22 protein-coding genes are annotated in these 22,263 nt (G+C 62.4%); 19 read left to right on the top strand and 3 right to left on the bottom strand.

The annotated features are described in order from the left end of the window. Positions 1–3 precede the first annotated feature (3 nt). From atpF to ACRQEG_RS07935, 13 genes are all read left to right on the top strand, one after another. Positions 4–534 carry a F0F1 ATP synthase subunit B gene (gene atpF / locus ACRQEG_RS07995; RefSeq protein ID WP_320757382.1) on the top strand — a complete coding sequence of 177 codons (531 nt, stop codon included), beginning with the start codon at positions 4–6 and terminating at the stop codon, positions 532–534. Next, entirely contained in the window at positions 534–1,373 is an 840-nt protein-coding gene (locus ACRQEG_RS07990; RefSeq protein WP_320757381.1) for a F0F1 ATP synthase subunit delta, read from the top strand. Before atpF ends, ACRQEG_RS07990 begins: the two co-directional genes overlap by 1 nt. A gap of 9 nt (positions 1,374–1,382) precedes the next feature. Further along, on the top strand, positions 1,383–3,008 hold the full coding sequence (atpA, locus tag ACRQEG_RS07985) for a F0F1 ATP synthase subunit alpha (RefSeq protein WP_320757380.1): 1,626 nt from the start codon (positions 1,383–1,385) through the stop codon (positions 3,006–3,008). Positions 3,009–3,011: 3 nt separating this feature from the next. Further along, complete coding sequence (locus ACRQEG_RS07980) at positions 3,012–3,944, top strand: F0F1 ATP synthase subunit gamma (protein ID WP_320757379.1); 933 nt, start codon at positions 3,012–3,014, stop codon at positions 3,942–3,944. Between the two features lie 29 nt (positions 3,945–3,973). Beyond that, entirely contained in the window at positions 3,974–5,434 is a 1,461-nt protein-coding gene (gene atpD / locus ACRQEG_RS07975; RefSeq protein WP_016441725.1) for a F0F1 ATP synthase subunit beta, read from the top strand. Further along, positions 5,434–5,709, top strand: coding sequence for a F0F1 ATP synthase subunit delta/epsilon (locus tag ACRQEG_RS07970; protein ID WP_016441724.1), 276 nt, complete (start codon positions 5,434–5,436; stop codon positions 5,707–5,709). The genes atpD and ACRQEG_RS07970 overlap by 1 nt, the downstream gene beginning before the upstream one ends. Positions 5,710–5,722: 13 nt before the next feature. Then, complete coding sequence (locus ACRQEG_RS07965) at positions 5,723–6,112, top strand: DUF2550 family protein (protein WP_016441723.1); 390 nt, start codon at positions 5,723–5,725, stop codon at positions 6,110–6,112. After that, positions 6,113–6,808 (top strand): endonuclease NucS, encoded by a 696-nt coding sequence (gene nucS / locus ACRQEG_RS07960; RefSeq protein ID WP_126134872.1) that lies wholly within the window; start codon positions 6,113–6,115, stop codon positions 6,806–6,808. Between the two features lie 9 nt (positions 6,809–6,817). Then, a complete protein-coding gene (locus tag ACRQEG_RS07955) occupies positions 6,818–7,978 on the top strand; it encodes an N-acetylglucosamine-6-phosphate deacetylase (protein WP_274732437.1) in 1,161 nt (386 codons plus the stop codon). Between the two features lie 66 nt (positions 7,979–8,044). Next, positions 8,045–8,329: an Rv1322 family protein gene (locus ACRQEG_RS07950; protein WP_274732438.1), complete on the top strand. Its 285-nt coding sequence runs from the start codon at positions 8,045–8,047 to the stop codon at positions 8,327–8,329. A gap of 47 nt (positions 8,330–8,376) precedes the next feature. Further along, positions 8,377–8,637, top strand: coding sequence for a type II toxin-antitoxin system Phd/YefM family antitoxin (locus tag ACRQEG_RS07945; RefSeq protein ID WP_126134875.1), 261 nt, complete (start codon positions 8,377–8,379; stop codon positions 8,635–8,637). Continuing rightward, the gene (locus ACRQEG_RS07940; protein ID WP_126134876.1) at positions 8,638–8,889 is read left to right on the top strand and encodes a type II toxin-antitoxin system RelE family toxin; all 252 of its coding nucleotides are present in this window, start codon (positions 8,638–8,640) and stop codon (positions 8,887–8,889) included. Positions 8,890–8,951: 62 nt separating this feature from the next. Continuing rightward, positions 8,952–9,728, top strand: a complete 777-nt coding sequence (locus tag ACRQEG_RS07935; RefSeq protein WP_274732439.1) for an alpha/beta fold hydrolase — start codon at positions 8,952–8,954, stop codon at positions 9,726–9,728. Between the two features lie 158 nt (positions 9,729–9,886). On the opposite strand, the gene ACRQEG_RS07930 is transcribed toward ACRQEG_RS07935, so the two are convergent. Next, positions 9,887–11,227, bottom strand: coding sequence for a cell division protein DivIVA (locus ACRQEG_RS07930; protein WP_274732440.1), 1,341 nt, complete (start codon positions 11,225–11,227; stop codon positions 9,887–9,889). 300 nt (positions 11,228–11,527) lie between these two features. Between ACRQEG_RS07930 and ACRQEG_RS07925 the strand changes: the two genes are divergently transcribed. The 3 genes from ACRQEG_RS07925 to ACRQEG_RS07915 are packed head-to-tail and all read left to right on the top strand — an operon-like array spanning position 11,528 to position 14,772. Beyond that, entirely contained in the window at positions 11,528–12,865 is a 1,338-nt protein-coding gene (locus ACRQEG_RS07925; protein ID WP_274732441.1) for a hypothetical protein, read from the top strand. Continuing rightward, the gene (locus ACRQEG_RS07920; protein WP_126134879.1) at positions 12,858–13,883 is read left to right on the top strand and encodes a DUF8094 domain-containing protein; all 1,026 of its coding nucleotides are present in this window, start codon (positions 12,858–12,860) and stop codon (positions 13,881–13,883) included. Before ACRQEG_RS07925 ends, ACRQEG_RS07920 begins: the two co-directional genes overlap by 8 nt. Before the next feature lies 1 nt (position 13,884). Further along, entirely contained in the window at positions 13,885–14,772 is an 888-nt protein-coding gene (locus ACRQEG_RS07915; protein ID WP_274732442.1) for a tetratricopeptide repeat protein, read from the top strand. A gap of 12 nt (positions 14,773–14,784) precedes the next feature. On the opposite strand, the gene ACRQEG_RS07910 is transcribed toward ACRQEG_RS07915, so the two are convergent. Together ACRQEG_RS07910 and ACRQEG_RS07905 are read right to left on the bottom strand one after the other, a co-directional pair. Then, complete coding sequence (locus ACRQEG_RS07910; protein WP_274732443.1) at positions 14,785–16,512, bottom strand: glycoside hydrolase family 13 protein; 1,728 nt, start codon at positions 16,510–16,512, stop codon at positions 14,785–14,787. An 11-nt stretch (positions 16,513–16,523) separates the two neighbouring features. Beyond that, entirely contained in the window at positions 16,524–17,549 is a 1,026-nt protein-coding gene (locus tag ACRQEG_RS07905) for a LacI family DNA-binding transcriptional regulator (RefSeq protein WP_435733845.1), read from the bottom strand. Between the two features lie 401 nt (positions 17,550–17,950). On the opposite strand from ACRQEG_RS07905, the gene ACRQEG_RS07900 reads away from it, so the two are divergent. From ACRQEG_RS07900 to ACRQEG_RS07890, 3 genes are all read left to right on the top strand, one after another. Further along, positions 17,951–19,201, top strand: coding sequence for a sugar ABC transporter substrate-binding protein (locus ACRQEG_RS07900; RefSeq protein ID WP_274732445.1), 1,251 nt, complete (start codon positions 17,951–17,953; stop codon positions 19,199–19,201). 64 nt (positions 19,202–19,265) lie between these two features. After that, on the top strand, positions 19,266–20,903 hold the full coding sequence (locus tag ACRQEG_RS07895; protein ID WP_274732446.1) for an ABC transporter permease subunit: 1,638 nt from the start codon (positions 19,266–19,268) through the stop codon (positions 20,901–20,903). Beyond that, positions 20,903–21,880 (top strand): sugar ABC transporter permease, encoded by a 978-nt coding sequence (locus ACRQEG_RS07890; protein ID WP_126134885.1) that lies wholly within the window; start codon positions 20,903–20,905, stop codon positions 21,878–21,880. The genes ACRQEG_RS07895 and ACRQEG_RS07890 overlap by 1 nt, the downstream gene beginning before the upstream one ends. Positions 21,881–22,263 lie beyond the last annotated feature (383 nt).

Here is a 22,263-nt window from a genome sequence, read left to right as displayed (position 1 = left end):
GCAATGTATCTCGCTGAAGAACACAGTGTTATTATTCCGGCCATCCCGGATCTGCTGTGGGGCACGGTATCTTTCCTCATCGTCGCCATCGCGGTGTATAAATTCGCCTGGCCTACGTTGACGAAGATGCTCGATGAGCGGCGGGAGAAAATCGAAGAAGGTTTGCTCGCTGCCGAGCGTGCCCGCGAGGAAGTGGCTCAGGAACGTGCCACTATCCAGTCCGAAAAGGATGCCGCGGTGCGCGAAGCCGCGGATATCCGCGCCCAGGCACAGTCCAATGCCTCCGATATTATCGAGCGTGCGCGCCGGGAAGCCGGTGAAGAAGCGCGGCGCATTTCCGCCGCGGCCCAGGTTCAGATTAAGGCTGATACCGATGCCGCCGCGCGGATTCTCCGCGCGGATCTGGGTACCATGGCTTCGCAGCTGGCCGGTCGTATCGTGGGTGAGCAGATTCGCCTCGATCCGAGTGTAAATCAGGGCGTTGTCGATTCGTTCCTCGATAATCTCGAGGAGCAGGTGCGAGCGGGGGCGTAATGCGGTCCACGAGTAAGCAATCCGCCGTCGCGGTCACCGCCGAGTGGGACGCGCTGCTTCAGGAACATCCCGGCCGGGAAATTGACTTGGCGCGCGAACTTTTCGCCGCTGCAGACGCCATCAATGCCTCTCCCTCCCTGCGTGGAGCCCTCGCGGATACCACCCGGGCTGGGGCGGCACGGGAAAGCCTGGCAGGTGCCATTTTCGCCGCCCACGTGAGCGCACCGGTTCTTACGGTGCTGCGCGCGGTAGCGGGGCGGACGTGGACGGAGGACGCTGATCTCGTCACGACCGTGGATACTCTCGGCGCACACGCCGTGCTGGTGCGGGCGCGTGGTGCCGGGGTGCTCTCCGGCGTCGAAGATGAGCTCTACCAGCTTATGCGTACCCTTAAAGAAACTCCCGAGCTACGCATCACGCTCTCCCGCGAGGAATACTCCGCGGAGGAACGCGCCGCGCTCTTTGATCGTGTGGTTCCGAATATCCAGGAGGAAACCCGGGTGCTCGCGCACCGCGCCCTCGCGCGAGTACGGGAGATGACCCTGGCCGCGTCACTCATGGAGTACGCGGCCCAGGCAGCTGAGTTGGGTGAAGTTTCCGGAGTATCGGTGCTGGTAGCCCAGCCGCTCACGGCAACGCAAGAAGAACGCCTCCAGCGCGCCCTGACCGCGATGTACGGAACCGAAGTTTCCATCCACGTCTCGGTAGATCCGGCTGTGGTGGGCGGTATGCGTATCCAGCACGGTTCGGATGTCATTGACGCGACGCTGCAGTCCAGAATTAAAGATGTACGCGATAAAGTCGCGGCCATGCCGGCGGCACCGGCGAGCAACAGGTAAGGAAAAAGAATGGCTGATCTGACAATCCAGCCCGAAGAGATTCGGGCAGCGCTCGATAACTTCGTGCGTAGCTACACGCCGGAGCAGTCCGAGAGTGAGCAAGTTGGTCACGTCACCATGACGGCGGACGGCATCGCCCGCGTGGCCGGCCTGCCCGGTGCGATGGCCAATGAACTTCTCGTTTTCGAGGATGGCACCCGCGGACTGGCGATGAACTTGGAAGAGCGGGAAATCGGCGTCGTGGTTCTCGGTGACTTCTCCAATATTGAAGAAGGCCAGGAAGTGCGCCGCACCGGTGAGGTGCTCTCCGTCCCGGTGGGCGACGGATACCTCGGCCGCACGGTGGACCCGCTCGGCAAGCCGATTGACGGCCTGGGCGAAATTGAAAATCTCAGCGGCCGGCGTGCCCTGGAGCTGCAGGCTCCCGGCGTAATGATGCGTAAGTCGGTGCACGAACCGCTAGAAACCGGTATCAAGGCGATTGACTCAATGACCCCGATCGGGCGCGGGCAGCGCCAGCTCATTATTGGAGACCGCCAGACAGGTAAAACCGCCCTCGCGATTGACACCATCCTCAACCAGCGCAAGAACTGGGAAACCGGGGATCCTTCCAAGCAGGTGCGCTGCATTTACGTGGCCATCGGCCAGAAGGGTTCCACCATCGCTTCGGTGCGCGGCACCCTGGCCCGCTACGGCGCGCTGGAGTACACCACCATCGTGGCTTCCCCGGCATCCGATCCCGCGGGCTTCAAATACCTGGCTCCCTACACCGGTTCGGCCATCGGCCAGCACTGGATGTACGAAGGCAAGCACGTGCTTATCGTCTTTGACGACCTGTCCAAGCAGGCCGAAGCCTACCGTGCCGTGTCCCTGCTGCTGCGCCGCCCGCCGGGGCGTGAAGCCTACCCGGGCGACGTTTTCTACCTGCATTCGCGCCTGCTGGAACGCTGCGCCAAGCTCTCCGATGAGCTGGGTGGAGGTTCCATGACCGGCCTTCCGATTGTGGAAACCAAGGCGAATGACGTCTCGGCCTATATTCCGACCAACGTTATTTCCATTACCGACGGTCAGATCTTCTTGCAGTCCGACCTCTTCAACTCCAATCAGCGCCCGGCCGTGGACGTGGGCATCTCGGTGTCCCGCGTGGGTGGCGATGCGCAGATCAAGGCGATGAAGAAGGTTGCCGGTACCCTGAAGATCACCCTGGCCCAGTACCGCTCCCAGGCGGCCTTCGCGATGTTTGCCTCGGATCTTGATCCGGCCACCCGCCAGCAGCTCACCCGCGGTGAGCGCCTCATGGAGCTGCTCAAACAACCGCAGTACACCCCGTACCCCATTGAGGAACAGGTAGTTTCGGTCTGGGCCGGCTCGAAGGGCTATCTCGATGATGTCCCGGTGGAGAAGGTGCACGATTGGGAAGCACGCATGCTCGACTACGTACGGCACAACTCCTCGGTGCTGGAAACCATTGCCTCGACCGGTGAGATGGATAAGGATCTCGAAGCCGAACTGGAAGCCACGGTAAGTGCCTTCACGGAGTCCTACCGCACTGCCGAAAACCTGCCCGCGGGTGGGGAAGAGGATGTCCCGGCCGAGCAGGCCCGTGAAACTCTCGCGCGTCCGACGAAGGGTTAATCGATGGCCGGCGAACAGAGGATTTACAAGAGCAAAATTCGTGCGACGAGCACCCTGCAAAAGGTGTTCCGCGCGATGGAGCTCATTGCGGCCTCGCGTATCGGCTCGGCGCGCCGGGAAGCGCAGGAACTGGACCCTTACGCGCGGGCGGTAACCCGCGCGCTCGGGCTGGTGGGGCGCCACGATTTTGACGCCCAGCACCCGCTGATGCGCGAGCGTACCGATACCAATCGGGTAGCGGTACTTGTGGTGACTTCCGACCGCGGCATGGCGGGAGCCTATTCGGCCAATGTACTGCGCGAAGCGGAACGCACCGTGGAGAATCTGCGTGCCGAAGGTAAGGATCCGGTGCTCTACGTGACCGGTCGGCGCGGCCTGCAGTACTTCAAGTTCCGCGGGGTGAATATCGCCGGGGAGTGGAGTGGCACCTCGGATAAGCCCGATCCGGAGCAATCCGATGAAATCGCGCGCACCCTCCTCGAGGCTTTCACCGCTCCGCCGGACGAAGGCGGCGTCGCCGAAGTCCACGTGGTTTACACCCGTTTCGAATCGATGGTGAGCCAGGTGGTGCAGGTGCGCCATATGCTTCCGCTAGCCATTGTTGACTACGGGGAAGGCGATTTGGAGGATACCGGATCGGAATTCTCGGGCGGCGGCACGGAAGAAACCGAACCGCTTTACGATTTCGAACCCTCGGCACACGACGTTTTCGAAGCGCTTGTGCCCATGTATGTTCGCAAACGTATTTCCTCGATTCTTCTCATGGCGGCGGCTTCCGAACTCGCCTCGCGTCAGCAGGCGATGCACGCGGCTACCGATAACGCTGCTGAACTTATTGAGAAGTACACCCGGCTCGCCAATAACGCGCGCCAGGCTGAGATCACCACCGAGATCACTGAAATCGTCTCCGGTGCCGATGCCCTAAGTAACGGATAACGCGCTTCGTAACGGATAAGGAACACACTATGACTGCACAACTAGAGGAGCAGACCGCGGACCTGGCCACAACCGGCCGGATTACGCAGGTCATTGGCGCCGTCGTCGACGTCGAATTTCCGTCCGACGCGCTTCCCGATATCAATAACGCACTGAAAACCACGGCTACCCTCCCCGCCGGTGACGGAAGCGTCATCGAGCAGGAGATGGTCCTGGAAGTGGCCCAGCACCTGGGTGATAACGTGGTGCGCACCATCGCGATGAAGCCGACGGACGGTCTGGTGCGCGGCGCCGTCGTGATCGATACCGGTGCCCCCATCACCGTTCCGGTCGGGGACGTGACCCGCGGGCACGTCTTCAACGTCGTGGGCGAACCGCTCAACGTCTCTCCCGATGAGATCGAGGTGAAGGAACGCTGGTCGATTCACCGTCAGGCTCCCGCTTTCGACGAACTCGAGCCGGAAACTCAGATGTTCCAGACCGGCCTCAAGGTTATCGATCTGCTCACCCCGTACGTGCAGGGTGGCAAGATCGGCCTGTTCGGCGGCGCGGGCGTGGGTAAAACGGTCCTCATCCAGGAAATGATCCAGCGCGTGGCCCTCGACCACGATGGCGTTTCCGTATTCGCCGGGGTGGGCGAACGTACCCGTGAAGGTAACGACCTCATCCACGAAATGGACGAAGCCGGGGTTCTTGATAAGACGGCCCTCGTTTTCGGCCAGATGGACGAGCCGCCGGGGGTGCGCCTGCGTATCGCGCTGTCCGGTTTGACCATGGCGGAGTACTTCCGCGATGTCGCCAACCAGGACGTGCTGCTCTTCATCGATAACATCTTCCGCTTCACCCAGGCCGGTTCGGAAGTATCCACCCTGCTCGGGCGCATGCCTTCCGCGGTGGGCTACCAGCCCACCCTGGCCGATGAAATGGGTGCGCTCCAGGAACGTATTACCTCCACGCGCGGGCATTCCATTACCTCGCTGCAGGCCATTTACGTTCCCGCGGACGATTACACCGACCCGGCGCCGGCAACCACCTTCGCTCACTTGGATGCAACAACCGAGCTTTCGCGTGATATCGCCTCCATGGGTATTTACCCGGCGGTGGATCCCCTCGCTTCGACCTCGCGTATTTTGGATCCGCAGATCGTGGGCCAGCAGCACTACGAAGTCGCGACCCGGGTCAAGGCAATCCTCCAGAAGAACCGCGAGCTTCAGGACATTATCTCCATCCTTGGTGTGGATGAACTCTCCGAAGAAGACCGCCTGACCGTCGCCCGCGCGCGCCGCATCCAGCAGTTCCTCTCGCAGAATATGTACACCGCGGTGAAGTTCACCGGTGTGGAAGGCTCCACCGTTCCGGTTGCGGAAACCGTTGAAGCGTTCCGTCGTATTTGCGACGGCGAATACGATCATGTCCCCGAGCAGGCCTTCTTCAATATTGGAGGCATCGAGGATCTGGAACGCAAGTACCACGAACTGCGGAGCGAATAATGCTGGACGTTGAGATCGTTTCCCAGCGGGAGTTGGCGTGGCGCGGGAATGCCGAATCGGTGACCGCGCCCGGCACCGAAGGCTCGGTGGGTATCCTCACGGACCACACCCCGCTCGTTGCTCTTCTCACGGAAGGCAATGTCGAGGTGCGCGGCTGCGCGGACGGGCGTGATCGCAGCTTCACGATGTCCGGCTCCGGCTTCCTCACGGTGACCGCGAACCAGGTTATTGTGGTGGCCGATTCGGTCAGCGAGCAGTCGGTCAACGGGCAGTAGGCGGAGAGCGCGAATGAGCTGGCAAAGCGTAGCACTGATCGTCGTGCTGGTTCTCCTCGCGCTCCTCATCTACTTCCTGGCGCGGGTGCGGTACCTCTTCAACCAGTGGGGGTCCTCCCAGGCGGCAGTACGCCGGCAGCACCGCTGGCATACCGGAGTGGTGTTTTTCCGCACCGATGCGCTGGAATGGTTCCGGGTGGCCTCCTTATCGTGGCGCCCGGCGCTGCGCCTCGACCGGCGTTCCCTGAGCATCAACCTAGTTAAAATGCGTGACGATATCGCCACCGCTCGCGTGGGGGATGCTCATACAGAAATTGATATGGCCATGAGCCGCCAAGCGCATACCGCGCTGGTGGCGTGGGCGGATTCGGCCCCGCCCCGGGGAGATTGGGTGTTGTTCTAGATGCGCGTTGTTTTTGCTACCTGTTCGGTGGATTATTCCGGACGCCTGGACGCGCATCTCGAACCGGCCACTCGGCTCCTCATGGTCAAGGCGGATGGCTCGGTGCTGGTTCATGCAGATACCGGCTCCTACAAGCCCCTCAACTGGATGATGGGCCCAACCCTCTTCACCGAAGAAGAACCGAGCGCAGCCGAGCGCGAGGCGGGCGTGCGCACCATCTGGAACGTGGAGCACAAGAAAACCGATGACCGGCTGGTTATTCGGATCTACGAGGTCTTTTCCGATTACGAGCAAGACCTCGGGGTGGATCCCGGACTCGTCAAGGACGGGGTGGAAGCGCACCTGCAAAAACTGCTGGCCGAACAGGTGGAACGCATCGCCCCGCAGGCCAGCTTGGTGCGCCGGGAGTACCCCACCGCCATCGGTCCGGTAGATCTTATGGTGCGCGACGGCGAGGGCGGCTATATCGCCGTCGAAATTAAACGCCGCGGCGAAATCGACGGGGTCGAACAGCTCACCCGCTACCTTGACCTCTTGCGCCGCGATCCCCTCCTCACCCCGCTGCGCGGTATTTTCGCAGCCCAGGAAATCAAACCTCAGGCCCGTGTGCTGGCCGAAGACCGCGGCATTGACTGTATGATCTTGAACTACGACGATATGCGTGGCATAGACCACCCGGAGGATCGACTGTTTTAGGACGGGATAATGGGGTTCTTATACGGCCGGGCAGCGTTGCCCGGCGGCGTACGTGAATGTGAAATCGCGTGGGACAAGGGAGTTCTCACGCGGGTAGATACGGTATCGAGCGATGTGACAGCAGAGCTCCCGGAGGGGTGGCTCATCCTCCCCGGGCTCGTTGATGAACACTGCCACGGCGGGGGAGGGGCTTCCTTCCCTGATGCGAAAGATAGCACGGAAGTGGCGCAGGCGGCCGGGGAACATCTGGCGCACGGGACCACTTCGATAGCCGCGGCTCTCACCACCCTGAGCGTGGAGCGCATGGAGGCCGGGGCAAGCTTGCTCGCCGATGCGGTCGAGGACGGGACCCTGGCCGCCATTCTTATTGAGGGACCTTTCCTTTCTAGCGAGCGAGCGGGGGCACAAAACCCCGCCTATTTGGAAACCCCGAGCGTGGAGATTGCTAACCGGCTCCTCACCGCTGCCCGCGGGCATGCCTGGGGGATGACGCTCGCCCCCGAGCTATCGGGGGCGAGCGAGGTGGTGGACCTGCTGCTTGAGCACGGTGTGGTGCCCACCTGGGGGCATACCCACGCGGAGGCCGGCCCGGCGCGGGAGCTCCAGGAGCGGGCGGTGGCCGGCGGGGCAACCCCGGTGGCCACCCACCTCTTTAATGCCATGCGCGAATTGCGTCACCGGGCGCCCGGTCCGGTAGCCGAGTATTTGGCTGCCGCGCGGCGCGGCAGCTGCGTCGTCGAACTTATTGGAGACGGCGTGCATATTAGCTCCGAGCTGGTGCGCAACGTGGTCGAAATCGTGGGCCCGGAAAATATCGCGCTCATCACCGATGCCATGGCGGCTGCCGGTATGGCGGATGGCACCTACGAGCTGGGCGGGCTGCGGGTGCATGTGACCGACGGGCAGGCACGGCTGCGCGGGGGCAATCTCGCGGGCGGCACCTCTCATCTTCTCGATATTGTGCGCACCGTGGTCGGCGCGGGAGTCGATATGAACGACGCCGTTACCATGGCGAGCGCCACCCCGGCCCGCGTAATGGGTTTGACCGATCGCGGATCCCTCGAAGTGGGCAAGCGCGCGGATCTGCTGGTCGTGGATGAGGAACTGCGCCCGCGGCGGGTCTACCGCGCCGGGCAGTTGGTTGCGCAGGACGGCAAGTTGGTGGCGTAGCCGGGAGACTGCGGCGTCGTACGCGATGCTAGTGGACTCCGCGCGCTCAGGGGCTACCATGGAAGAATGCGCCGGTCGAAAAAGTATTCCCGTCCCGTTCACCCGCTGAATATCAGCGCGGCGATGGGTGGGCTCACCTATGAAAACGGACGCGATGGCGCCACGTATAAAGTGCGGCGCATCGCCAGCGCCGCGAAGGATTATGTGTGCCCCGGTTGCGGCGGGATGATCCGGGTTGGTGAAAGCAATATCGTTGCCTGGACGGAGGACACCATCTGGGGTGCCCAGTACGGGGTGGATTCGCGCCGCCACTGGCATCCGGGTTGCTGGCAGCACCGCGGTCGCGCCTAGACTACAACTAATTGTGTACGGTGTGTACACAATGTAAAGTGTGTGATATGACTATTGCAGAAAATCAGGTTAGTACTAGGGAATTACGTGAAGAACTCTCCTATGTGCTCGGGGAAACGCTTCATGCCGGTAGGAGATTCACCGTTACTCGCAACGGCAAACCCGCTGCTGCCATTGTCACGATTGATGATCTTCACGCCTTAGAAGAATTCGAGATGGCTCAGGATATCGCTGCCTATGAGCATGCCAAGCGTACTGATGACGGTGTACGCATTACCCTGGAAGATTTCAAGGCCAGTCTCGATTAAATGTATCGCGTTATTCTGTCAAATTTAGCCGGTAGGCAGCTTCGCAAGTTAGAAAAGCCGATTCGGGACCGAATCCTTGGTGAAATAGAAAAGCTTGCGGTCCAGCCTCGTCCGGTAGGGGTAAAGAAACTAACGAATTATCCTGCCTGGCGTATTCGTGTGGGTAACTATCGTGTCATCTATGAAATAGAAGACGATAAGCTCCTCGTTACGGTTTTGCGTGCTGCGCACCGACGCGAAGTGTATGCCTGATAACTAGTCGCCAGGGTCGCCGTACCCGGGGTAAGTTCCGGTAGCGGCGTTACAATCGAGTTATGAAACTTGCCACACATATTAACGAAGGTGCGGGTATTCCGCTTGTTCTGCTCCACGCTATGCCGATGACGTCCCGGATGTGGGAGGGCGTGCGCGCTGAGCTTTCGGATCTGCACACGATTGCTATTGATGCCCCCGGTTTCGGGGACTCGCCTTCCGGTAGTGAGGTCGACGGCGCCGCGGGCGCCACCACGCCACATATCAATTCCTACCTGGCCGCCCTCGAAGAAACCCTGGCCGACTATGAGTCCATCGTGCTCGCCGGAATTTCCATGGGTGCGACCGTCACGGCCGCTTATGCACTGCGCCACCCCGAGCAGATTGCCGGGCTCGCGCTGCTGGACGGTTCGATTCTGGGGCCGGAGCCCTCGCCTTCCCCGCGGGAAAAGGCCATTGAGAAGCTTGCCTCGGGGCAGAGCTGGGATGTGCTGGCCGGCTGGGTGGATACTATGCTCAGCTCGGCGGCCAGCCCGGAGCTTAAAGAGAAGGTTGCCGCCTATTTCAAGACGGTAGATGCCGGAGCTTTCTCCTGGTTGCAACAAATGATGCTCACCCGCCCGGATACCCGCGGTGTCATGGAGCTGGATGTTCCTATCCTGCTGCTGCGCGGGGTGGATGACCCGAATGCCAAGCACGAAGAATTTGCCCAGCTGCATGAGGTACGCCCGGATCAGCCTTTCGTGGAACTCGAGGGTGCCAGCCACTTCTCCGCGGTGGAAAAGCCGCACGAAGTCGCTACCGCGCTGCGCGAGCTCTACGAGGCTGCTACTCGTTAGCGACCACCATCGCGCGACTCGGGAATCGCACGGCTCTCAAGAATCACATGAGTATCGACGGGGGCAGGAGGTGTTTTCAGAGGTGTAGTGCGTATGTCGTACATTCGAAGTACACCCCGGAAAAAACACCCCTGCCCCCGTCGGCTCGTGAGGAGACACTACCGGTTGTCGGTAGCGTCCCCATTGTTTTCGCCGGCCGCGTCGGATTCTGACGCGTCGGCTTCTGCCGTATCGGACTTTGCCGCATCGGATTCTGCCGCTGCGGGAGACTGATTGCCAGTTCCTGAAGCCTCGGCGCCAGCCTCACCAGCCTCACTAGCTTGACCAGCTTCCCCAGCTTCAGCCGCTTCCGCAGCGGTGCGCTCCTCGGCACTTCCCACGATTTCATCCAGGGCCAGCGGGATATTCGAGGTGGCCAGCATCGTGCGCATATCCTCCAGGTAGGAGGTGAGGGTACGGCGCTGTTCTTCCAGGCCGGCCACGTGGGCATCGGCCTGGCGTTGTGATTCTTCGGCGGCGTCGCGTGCTTCGCGGCGCATCCGCTCGGCATCTTCCCGCGCCGCGCTCACCAGTTCCCGGGCTTCGGTCTGGGCGGCGCTCAGCGCCGCACTCGCCTCAGCTTCCGAGGAGGATGTCAGGGCATTAGCCCGCTTCGTGGCTTCCGCCAGGCGGCGTTCCGCACTGGCGGCCCGAGCCTCGGCGTCGTCGACAAACTTCGCCATGGCCGTACGCGATTCTTCATCGGAACGCGCGCGGGCCGCGGCCGAATCCGCCCGCAATTGCGCAACCTCACGTTCGGCCTCCGCGCGGATTTTCGCGACCTCGGCCTCCGCCTCGCTCCGCAAACGCGCCACCTCAGTTTCAGCCTCGGTGCGCAATTGCGTGACCTCTTCCTCGGCCCGGGTGCGCGCCTGCGCCAATTCCTGAGCGAGAGCCGCGCGGCGCTCCTCTTCTTCGTGGGTGAGCCGGGTGGACTGCTCGGCCTCATCGTGGCGCATTTTCGCCTCCAAACGCTCGGCTTCCCGCTGGGCCGAGGTCACCAGCTCCTCGGCCGTGCGCCGCGAGGTCGTGGTCAATTCGGTGGCTTCCGCCTCGGCACGCTGGCGCACCTGAGCCGCCTCGGTACGCGAGGTATCCAACGTTTCCTGCGCTTCTTTTTCCGCCGCGGAGGTGAGATTTTCCGCCTGCGAACGCGCCCGGGAGACCAGTAGTTCCGCATCGGAATTCGCCCGGCTCATCACGTCCATCGCTTGCTGTTCCGCCCCGCGCAACAGCCGCTCCACCCGGGTGCCCAAACCCGAATAGGATGGGCGTTCATCTTCGCGCAAACGGCTGTGCAATTCGGTGAGCTCACCGGACATACGCAAAACCTGCGCATCCAAACCCGCTACTCGCGACCGAGCTTCGGCGAGCGCATCAGCCAGTTGGTGAATGCGTTCATCGACCTGAGCTTTGTCGTAACCCCTGCGTACTGTTGGAAACAGTTCTAAATCTGCCATAACAACCTTTCCGCGCGCTGCTGGATAGAAATTGCTGCCCTAAGCCTACCGGTCAGCGCACCCGGTGGGGGTAGCGCTGGGCATGTGGTGAACGCTGTGGAGCTCACCACCATCGGCCGGAACGGAGTTTTATAACGGTTAGATAACGGTTAGGCTTTTCTCTAAGCCTAAAAGCGCGGCCGTGCGCCGAAAAATTCCGCCACCGAGCAGGTCACGCGGTAGCTTTAACGTAGGGAATTGTCGTCGATGGTCTTTCGCCGGTGCGGTTGTACCGGGCCGCAAGCCGGAGTGAGAAGGGGAATGATGAAGAAGAACGGAGGAGTCGGTCTCGCGCTCGCGGGCTTGGCGATCCTGGTGGTGGGCATTTTGCTCGGCACTGTGTGGAAGCCGGCCTCCAGCGTCTCCGCCACCGTGGCGCCGGACGGGAAAGGCGTACTCGTCACGGCCCCCGGCGTCCTGGATATGGGCGGGACCGATGTGGAGGTAGCTGTCTCCGGCCCGGCGCAGGACACCATTTCCGTGGGCGCCGGATTTTCCGGTGACGTGCTCGCGTACGCGGAAGGCGTACCCGGCGCCACCATTACCGGTATGAACGACGACGCCGCACTGACGCTGACCCCCTCCCAGGGGGAGGCGGACCCGGGCCAGGTCCTCGCCTCGGATATGTGGTTCTCCAAGGAAGAAGGCAAGGGGAAGGTGGAATTCACCTACACCGTGACCTCCCCGGGAGCGGAATCCCTCATTATGCAGACGTCCTCCGGGGCACTCCCGCAGGTGGAACTCACCTGGGCGTTGCCCGGTGGGCGGAATTGGTCTCTGCCCGTGAGTCTGCTCGGGCTGATTGTGGGGCTCAGCGGGGTGGCCCTACTCATGACCGCCACCAAGGACCAGCGCAGCTTCGCGGCGAAGGTGCGGGCCGGGCAGGATGAGCGCGTATCGCGTGCCAAGCGGGCCGCGGATGAAACGACCATTATGCCGGCCGTACCGGCGGCGGTTGGCGAAGCCGGTGGCGCGGGCGGCACGGGTGGGGCGGCTCAGCCTGTAAGTGACTGCGCCGCGGGTGACCGGGTCGCGGTAACCGGAGGCGCACTGGGCGCGGGCATCCTGATGGAAAGCCCGCGCGCGCAGGAGCTGCGCGAACGCCCCCTCGATCCGGCCGATCGCATCGAGTTGATCGCTCCGGAAGAAGGCGTTTCGGAAGAAAGTGTTTCGGAAGAAACACCCGCCGACGAACCCGCGGGCGAGGAACCGGCGGCAGAGGAACCCGTAACCGAGGAACCTGCGGTAGACGAACCCGCAACCGACGAACCAGCAACCGAGGAACCGGCGGTAGCCGAACCCGCGGCAGCGGAACCGCAAGCCGCGCTCCCGGGCCCGGATGAGGAACCCGGCTACCGCGGCTCGCGCGCCGAATGGCAAGCCGCGGCAGATTCTGGAATCCTCCCCGTTATCCACATGAAGGACGGGGTACCGGTCAAACCTGCCGAACTTGGCGATGCGGACCGCCCGGAAAACTCCGGTGCCAACAGTAGCGATAGCGATATCGCCGCGGAATCCGATCCGCAAAGCTGGTGGAATATCTGGGGGCAAAAGCGGCCCAAACAGAACGACGACGAGGAAGGAACGACCCATGCGTAAGGCCCTGGCCACCCTCGCGGCACTGGCATTACTGGGCGGATGCTCGGCAAACGCCGTCGTCCTGGAACCCACCCCGGCTCCGGCAAGCCCGCGTGCCGCGCTCTCCGATAAACACTTCACCGAGCGGGTCGCCCCCGCGATTTTCGAGCAGCTCACCAAGGCCGACGCCGCCGCCAGCCCCGAAGAATTCAGCGGGCGCGGTTCCGGCCCCTTTAGCGTGGAGCGCAGCGCCCACTACGCACTCAAACGCATTCTGGCCGATAGTTACGACATGCCCGAGCTATCCACCACCATCGATTCGGTGGCGATTTCCGGGGCGGAAGGTTTCCCGCGCAGCGCGCTCGCGGTCGTGAAATGGCCGGCGAATACCACCTCCCAGGGCCTCAACGTATTCACCCAGGGCGCGGCCCGGGAAAATTGGGCGCTGTGGGCCGCCATGGATATTCTTCCCGGCAGTGTGATCCCGGAAATTCCCGCCGGCCCGGCAGGTGCGCAGCGCGTGGCCGCGGATAACGGCGAAGGAGCGGTGGCCTCCCCGCAAGCCGCCCATGACGGCTACCTCGGTACCCTCAACGCCAAGGGAAGCGCTCTCAGTTACGGCTCGGATGCCGATCCGGCCGCCGCGGACGCGGTGCGCACCCAGCTGTCGCAAACCTATGATTCTTTGGCCGGCGCGGTGCAGGGCGTGGGCGCGGTGAGCCAGGCCTTCGGCCCGGCCCAAACCACCCCGGAAAGTTTCCGCGCCAGCGATGGCGGCATCCTCACCGTTTTCCAGGTCAACCAGGCCCTCGAAATCCGCCACACCGCCCAGGGCGGTTCCATTAAGGTCACGGATGCGAAAATTGCCGGGCTGGCCACCGGCCAGGCCAATACCGAGGTAACGGTCCAGGGGACCATGCGCCTCAACTATTCCTTCACGGTGGCCCTGAAAATCCCGGCGGCAGGCGCCCAGAACACAACGATCACCACGGTAGCGGCATCGAAACCGGTGCTCACCTCGGTGCAGAACGGAGGCTAATATGGCAGATATGTCCATGCGCGGCCCGGTCGATTTAGCGGCCCTGGCAGCGGCGAAGAAGCAGGAAAACGCGGCGCCGGTGCCCGGCGCATACCTCACCACCCTCACCGCGGCCGGTCTCAACGCCGAAGTGCAGCTATCCGCGCAGGTTCCGGTTATCGTGCTTTTCGTGGCCGACGGCGAGGCCGGTGAGCTGGGCACCACCCTGGAAAGCGAAGCGCGCCGGCGTCATGGCCAGATCCGCATCGCGGTGGTCAACGCCAGCACCGAAGCGGAACTCGTCCAGGCTTTCGGAGTACGGACCATTCCCATGGGTATCGCGCTCGTCGGCGGCCAACCCGTTCCGCTTTTCCAGGGGGCACCCACCACGGCGCAGCTCACGGAACTCGTTAACCAACTTCTGGCTGCGGCCAACCGGGCCGGCGTGGCCGGCCGCGTGAGTGGGAAAGCCGATGAAGCGGGTGAAACACCCGTCAATCCCCACCATCTAGCAGCGCTCGAAGCCCTGGATAGGGGAGATCTGGACGCCGCGGAATCCGAATTTGACGCGCTCGCGGCGGAAGATCCGGATAGCGACGTGGCGCAGGTGGGCCGCGCTCAGGTGCGTTTGCTGCGTTCCACCCGCGGGCAGGACCCGCAAGCCGTTATGGCCGCGGCGGATGCCGGTGGGCCGGGCGATGCGGCGGCGCAGATCGCCGCTGCCGATATCGAGGTAGCTGCCGGCCGTCCCGATCTGGGATTCGCCCGGCTTATCACCGCCATCAAGGTCACCAGCGCTGAGGTGCGCGAAGAATTGCGCACCCACCTGCTGGAACTCTTCACCGCGGTGGGAGCGGATACCGAAGTTGTGCGCAAGGCCCGCCGTGACCTTGCCTCCGCACTTTTCTAAGGAGAGGGGCTCCTACTCCACCGGTACCAACCAGACGGTGGTATCCGCCGGGATCATCTCCCCTTCGCCCAAGGAACTGGCCGCCGGATCCGAGGCCAGCAGGACCCGCCAACCGGCCGGAAGCGGAGCGGCGTCGTCGAATACCGTGAGCATGAGAACCGGTGGACGCTGCGCGTTCACAGCCCGGTTGGTGGTCACGGCGCGATTGACATAGGCGAGCACGCCGGCGCCGTACTCATCGCACACATCCTCGAGGGAACCGACCCCGAGCTCCAGCTCGTCGCGCAGGCGCAGCATGGTGCGGAAGAAGTGGAGCGGGGAGTGCGGATCAGCCTCCTGCACATCCACCGTGTAACGTGCCCAGTCCGTGCCCTGGGGGAGCCAGGTGGCGCCGTCCGGGGAGAAACCGAAGCCGGGGCGATCCGATTCCCAGGGGAGCGGAACCCGGCAGCCGTCGCGACCCAGCTCCGCGCCGTGCGTGCGGGCGAAAGTGGGGTCCTCGCGCACCTCATCCGGCAGCGAGGTATGTTCGGGCAGGTTGCGTTCCTCGCCCTGATAGATGTAGTAGACCCCCGGCAGCCCGGCGGTGAGCTGGTGCCAGGCCAGGGCGCGGCGAGCACCCAGCTCACGATCCGGTTGCGGATCGTGAGCCCCGATGCCATTCGCTCCGCGGGAGGTATCCCGGTAACCCAGGCGCGAGCACACCCGCACGCCGTCGTGATTCGAGAGTACCCAGGTGGTAGGCGCCCCCACCCGATCCGACTGGCGCAGGGACTGCACAATAATGTCACGCAGGGCGTCGCGCTCGAAAGGCGCGGCCAAATAAATGAAGTTGAAAGCCTGGTTCATTTCATCGGGGCGGATATAGCGGGCCAGGCGCTCTTCGGTATCGGCCCAGGCCTCCGCCACCAGGATGCGTTCGGGAGAGTACTCATCCAAGACCGCGCGCCACTCTCGGTAAATCTCATGGACCTCATCGCGGTCAAAGAACGGTGCCGGTTCGGGTTTCTCCGTTACCCCGGCCATTTCCACCGCCCCGGACCAATCGGGTAGCTCCGGATCTTTCATAAGCCCGTGGGCCACATCCACCCGGAAGCCATCCGCACCCCGATCCAGCCAGAAGCGCAGCGTCTCCAAGAATTCGGTGCGCACCGCGGGGTTGCGCCAGTTGAGATCGGGTTGTGAGCGATCAAAAAGGTGGAGGTAGTAGAGGTCCTCCTCCGCGGCCGGGGTACCGGCAACGAAGGGCAGATCGCGTACCCGGGACCAGGCCGGCCCGCCGAAAACGGAACGCCAATTGGTGGGAGGCTCGCTACCTCCGTTTTTCCCCTCGCGGAACCAGAACAGCTCGCGTTCGGGTGAGCCGGGGCCGGCCGTCACCGCGCGGCGGAAGAGCTCGTGATCCCAGGAGGTGTGGTTCGGGACGATATCAACGATGATTCTCAGGCCGGCCTCGTGCGCGGCTTCGATGAGGTGCTCGGCATCCGCGAGGGTCCCGAAACGCGGATCAACATCGCGGTAGTCGGATACATCGTAGCCGGCATCGAATTGCGGGGAGCGGTAGAAAGGAGAAAGCCAGACCGCGTCAATTCCCAGATCTGCTAGGTAAGGGAGCCGGCCCTCGATGCCGCGCAGGTCCCCGAGCGGCCCGCCCGAGGAAGCAAAAGAACGCGGGTAAATCTGGTAAATAACGGCGTCACGCCACCAGTTTTCACGTTCGGAAGCAGGGTGGAGGAGCATGGGCTGTCCTTTCAGTTAGTGGGGGAGGGCGCGGCAGCGGTGGTGGAACGTACCAGTAATTCTGCCGGGAAAGTCATGGAGGCTCCCGCCTTGGTGCGCTGGGTCGGGGCAAGATCTTCCATGGCTGCCCGCAGCGTGGCGCAGGCGGCGTGCGCGATAGCCGCCACCGGCTGGCGCAGCGTGGTCAAGGCCGGGCGCATGAAGCGAATAAGCGGCGAATCGTCAAAACCAACAATCGACACATCCGCGGGCACCCGCACCCCGCGCCGCTCCAGGGCATCCAGCGCGCCGAGCGCCATAATATCGGAGCCGAAAACCATGGCGGTGCACCCGCGTGCGAGCAGGGCTTCGGCCGCGCGCGCCCCGCCGTGGGCAGTGAAAAAAGTTTCTGCAACAATCACAGCAGCGCCGGGGAGAACCTGGGTGATGGCCTCGCTAAAACCGATTTCTTTACGCTGGCCGGGGATATAGCGGCGTTGCCCGATGCCCAGGCCGATCCTGGTGTGCCCGAGTCCAGCCAGTAGCCGCACGGCCTGGTGCATGGATTCGGCGTCGTCGGTAGAAAAATCCGGTGCCGGAACCCGCGGATTCGCCCCGTTGATCGTCACGAAGGGGAGACGTTCGGCCAGGTGCACGTACCGTTCCGGAGAAGCTTTGGAATCGGCGTGCATACCCGAGACGAAAACCAATCCGCATACCTCGCGAGCGGTTAGTGATGCGACCGCTTCGTCCTCGGTAAGGGCGCCGGGAGCCTGGGTTGCCAGGGTGGTGGTGTACCCGGCGGCGTTAAATTTCCGTTCGAGCTCCTGATAGAACACCGGGAAAATTGGGTTGGTCAGTTCGGGAAGGAGCAGTCCCACGGTTCCGCTTGCCTCGCTCAGGCGAGGGGGGCGCTCATATCCGAGCATATCGAGGGCCGCGAGCACCGCGGTACGCGTTTCCTCGCTGACGTTGCCTTTCTGGTTAATCACGCGCGATACGGTCGCGACGGACACCCCCGCGTGGGTGGCAACATCTTGCATGCGAATTTTACTCATGGGTACCGAGACGTCCTTGTGCTGGTCGGCGCGGTGCGCGCCGTCGTGAAACATCGTACTGAGGCTTTTCTGAAAACTCCAGCGCGAAAGTGGGTGCGGCGGGGTGTGGAGAGCGGGAACGTGCCCGCCGGTGTCGTGTCTATGCGCTGTTACGGTGCGGAACGACGGCGCAGCTACCCACCGATCACCACTCCCACTCTGAAAGTGTTTCTGAAAAGAGAATAGCGCCATAAGCCCGCAAAACTGCGGAAAAGTCGGCGTGATTCACCTAGGGGAATGTAACGGCGTAAAAAAGACTGCAAAAAGGGGTGAAAATTACCGAATGATGCGCTACCCTCGGAGATAACGGGGAACGTGATGGTGCGATCCCGCGTAGCGAAGAATCAACGCAAGGAGTAAAAATGCGACGGAGCATAAGCGCGATGGCCGCGGTATCCGCGCTGGCGTTTGTTTTAGGCGCCTGCGGTGGTAATGGCGGTGCGGCGGATAAGAGCGAAGCCCCTGCCGGAGCCAGCTCGGCGGCACCGGCTGCCGGGGGCGGGGCCACCATTACGGTGTGGACGGATTCCAACCGCCAGCCCGCCCTGGAAAGCGCAGCCAAGAAATTCGAATCGGAAACCGGCAACCACGTGGAGCTCGTGGTCAAGGAATTCGGGGATGTGCGCGCGGAATTCCTCACCCAGGTCTCGAACGGTCAGGGCCCGGATATCACCGTGGGTGCCAATGATTGGCTCGGTGAATTCGTGGCGAACGGCGTCGTCGCCCCCATCGAATTAGGTGATAAGGCGAAGGACTTCAATGACGTGGCCACCACGGCCTTCTCCACCGGCGGTAATCTGTACGGCCTGCCCTACGCGCTGGAGAATCTCGCCCTCATCCGCAATACCGCGCTGGCGGATTCCACTCCGGCCACGTTTGACGAAATGATCGCCAAGGGCAAGGAAGCGGGCGTGAAGTACCCCTTCCTCATCCAGACCACCGACAAGGGCGATCCCTACACCTACTACCCCTTCCAGCAATCCTTCGGAGCGCCCGTTTTTGAGACGAATGCGGACGGTTCCACCTCCACGAACCTCGGTATGGGCGGGGCGAACGGCGAGGCTTTCGCCACCTGGTTGCACGAGCAGGGCAAGGCCGGCGTTTTCGAAACGGCGATGACCTACGATATTGGGGTCGATGCCTTCAAGAAGGGCGAGTCGCCCTATATTCTGGGCGGCCCGTGGATGATTGAGGACTTCCGCAGCGCTGGCCTCAAGGTAGCGGTGGAGCCGATTCCGGCGCCGGGCCCCAAGGCCGCGACCCCGCTCGTAGGCGTGCAGGGCTTCTATGTTTCCGCGCAGTCGAAGAACCAGATTGTGGCCAACCAGTTCCTCGTTGATTACATGGCCACCCCGGAGGTGCAGCTGGATATTTACAAGGCCGGCAACCGTCTCCCGGCGCTGACGGCCGCGGCTCAGGAAGCCCAGAAAGACGAGGTGACCGCCGGTTTCGCGCGGGCGGCCGAAGGCGCTCAGCCGATGCCCACCATCCCGGAAATGGGTGCGGTGTGGGTGCCCTGGGGCGTCACCGAAGCTCAGATCATTGACGGCGCCGAACCGGTGGCCGCATGGCAGAGCCTCATCCAGAATCTGCAGGCAGAACTAGCCAAGTAAGCTGCGAACGCGAGGGTGACTCGGAGGTGTCCGGGTCACCCTCGCGTCAGCGAAGAGGTAAGTCATGAGTACGGAAACGGAGAACCGGGCCGGGCGCCGCGCGACCGAGCGTGGCAGCGCCCGCGCGGAAAAGAAGATCCCGGTGGTGGGAACCTCGCACGCGCGCACCTGGTCGGTGGGTTTTGTTATCAAGCTGGTCCTCATGGCGCTGGTCAACGCGCTGGGGATCTACATTATCGCGGCGGCTTTTAACGAGGGATCGTGGATCCTGGTTGCTGTAGCTGCGGCGGTGCTGGGCATCGTGGATTACGTGTATTTCTCGCGGAAACATCTGGCTGCCAAGTACCTCACGCCGGGGCTGGTATTCCTCGCGATTTTCCAGGTGTTCGTTATCCTCTACACCGGTTACATCGCGTTCACCAACTACGGCGACCGCCATATGCTCACCAAAGAGCGCGCCACCGAAGCACTGCTGCTCACCTCCACCCAGCGGGTTGAGGGCAGCGCGCAGTACCCCCTCGCGGTCGTGGACGCGGGCGGGGAACTCGGCTTCGCTATTGTGAACGACGACGGCGCGGTGCTCGTGGGCACCGAGGATGCACCTTTCGTCGCTGTGAAAAATGCCCAGGTCAGCGGCAAGCGCATCACCGAGGTGCCCGGCTATGAGATCCTCACGCCCGCCCAGATCGGGGCGCGGCAGGCGGAGATCACCGCGCTGCGCGTCCCCATGAGTGAGGACCCGGGGGATGGATTTATTGGAACCCAAACTGCCACAACCGGTTTTGTTTTCCAATCGACCCTCAAGCACGACGCCGTGGCCGATACCCTCACCGATATCACCACGGGCAAGGTCTATCACGCTGATTCCAGCGAGGGCTTCTATCGCGCTGACGACGGTGAAACTCTCAATACCGGCTGGCGAGTGACAGTGGGCTTCAAGAATTTCGCTGATGCCTTCGGTGATGCTCGCTACGCGAGCCCCTTCCTCAAGGTGCTGGTGTGGACTTTCGCTTTCGCCTTCCTCTCGGTGGCGACCACTTTCCTACTGGGCATGTTCTTTGCGCTGGTCATGAATGATGAGCGGATGCGCGGGCGCAAAATCTACCGCACGATTATGCTGCTTCCCTACGCCTTCCCCTCCTTCATGACGGCATTCCTCTTCGCCGGTATGCTCAACCCGAAGTACGGGTTCTTCAACCAGGTGCTTTTCGGGGGTGCGGAGATCGGGTGGCTGACCGATCCGTGGCTGGCCAAGCTTTCCGTGATCCTGGTGAATCTGTGGATGGGCTTCCCCTATATGTTCCTCATCTGCACGGGGGCGCTGCAATCCATTCCGTCCGAACTCAATGAGGCGGCGGAGATCGACGGCGCGGGCGGGCTTAAGCGGTGGCGGTATATTACCTTGCCGCAGCTCATGATCCAGGTGACTCCGCTCCTCATCTCCTCCTTCGCCTTTAACTTCAATAACTTCAACCTCATCTACATGCTCACGCGCGGCGGCCCGCAATTCGCGGACGCCTCGGTACCGGTGGGCTCCACGGACATCCTCATTTCGATGGTGTACCAAATTTCCGGGCTTTCGGGCGCGGCAACGAAGAATTACGGCCTGGCTTCGGCCATGTCCATCCTCATCTTCGTTATTGTCGGCACGATTTCCCTCATCAGCTTCCGGCGTTCGCGTTCAATTGAGGGGGCACAGTAATGGCAAACGATTCCATCATGACGGTTCCCGGCGGTGCTGCTGGCGGCGTGGGTGTAACCGCGCGCGGCGCAGTTCCCGTGATCGAGGAGAAGATCAGCCATAAGGAACGCCATCACAATAAGGTGAGTTTCGGGCGCTGGTTTTCCCAGGTGGGCTTCCGGCACCTGGTCGGGCTTTTCGCCGTCGTCTATTCGGCCTTCCCGATTATTTATGTGCTCTCCGCAGCCCTGAACCCGAATACCAAAACGACGCTGACGTCTGCGAATTCCCTTTTCTCGGAGATCTCGACTCAGAACTTCACCCAATTGGGAACCTCGACGATGTTCTGGCGTTGGTTCGCTAATACTCTGGAGATCGGGATTTTCTCCGCGCTCGGGGCGGTTCTTATGGGAGCGGCCGCGGCCTACGCATTTTCGCGCTTCCGCTTCCAGGGGCGCAAAGGCGGGCTGCTGGCCCTCATGGTCATTCAGATGTTCCCGCAGCTGCTGGCATTCGTAGCAATTTTCTTGCTGCTCAGCCAGCTCGGCGAGGTAGTGCCGGTGCTCGGGCTGGACTCCAAGCTCTCGTTGATCTGCGTGTACCTGGGCGGGGCCTTGGGCGCCAATACCTTCCTCATGTACGGCACCTTCAACTCCATTCCGATGGAGCTGGACGAAGCGGCGAAGATCGATGGTGCTAGCCATTCGCAGGTCTACTGGACCATCGTGCTCCCGCTGGTCACCCCGATCCTCGCGGTGGTGGGACTGCTGGCCTTCATCGGAGCCTTCAACGATTTCATCCTGGCCTCCACAATTCTCTCCAAAGAAGAGAATTGGACCCTGGCTATCGGCATGAATATTTGGGTGGGTGGCAATGAGAAGCAATGGGGCTGGTTCACAGCCGGCGCGGTCATCTCCGCGCTCCCGATTCTGCTCCTCTTCCTCTTCCTGCAGCGTTACATCGTGTCGGGACTGACGGGCGGATCCGTCAAGGGGTAAGCCCGGTGGCTGATTCCTCCGGTTCGGGCGGCCGGTCACCTGGTAATGCTCCGCCGGAGCTGACCGGCCACCCCTGACATATTTACTCATAACCCGGACTTTCCGTCGGTGATTTGCCGAGGAAAGTCCGGGTTATTGGTTCGGCAATGGGGCACTATGTGTTTTTCGAGCTGTACTTCATTTGTTATACGTGCGAAGTACACCTCGGAAAAAACACCCCTGCCTCGCCGCACCGCTGCCGTGGATCGACCAAAGTGCAAATCCTGAACCGTTGGGGTCGCGTAGTGCAAGCCCAGGGACAGAAATCGGGCCAAAATGGTGCGTAGATTTGCACTTTGCTTTGTGTGTAGGCAAAGGCGTGGGCCCGGTGGTCACGTGACCAC

Origin of the sequence: Actinotignum stranguriae, assembly GCF_051265215.1 — a bacterium.
GTDB lineage: Bacteria > Actinomycetota > Actinomycetes > Actinomycetales > Actinomycetaceae > Actinotignum > Actinotignum schaalii_C.
The sequence above is the reverse complement of the archived record's forward strand: the minus strand, read 5'-3'. Positions and strand labels throughout refer to the sequence as shown.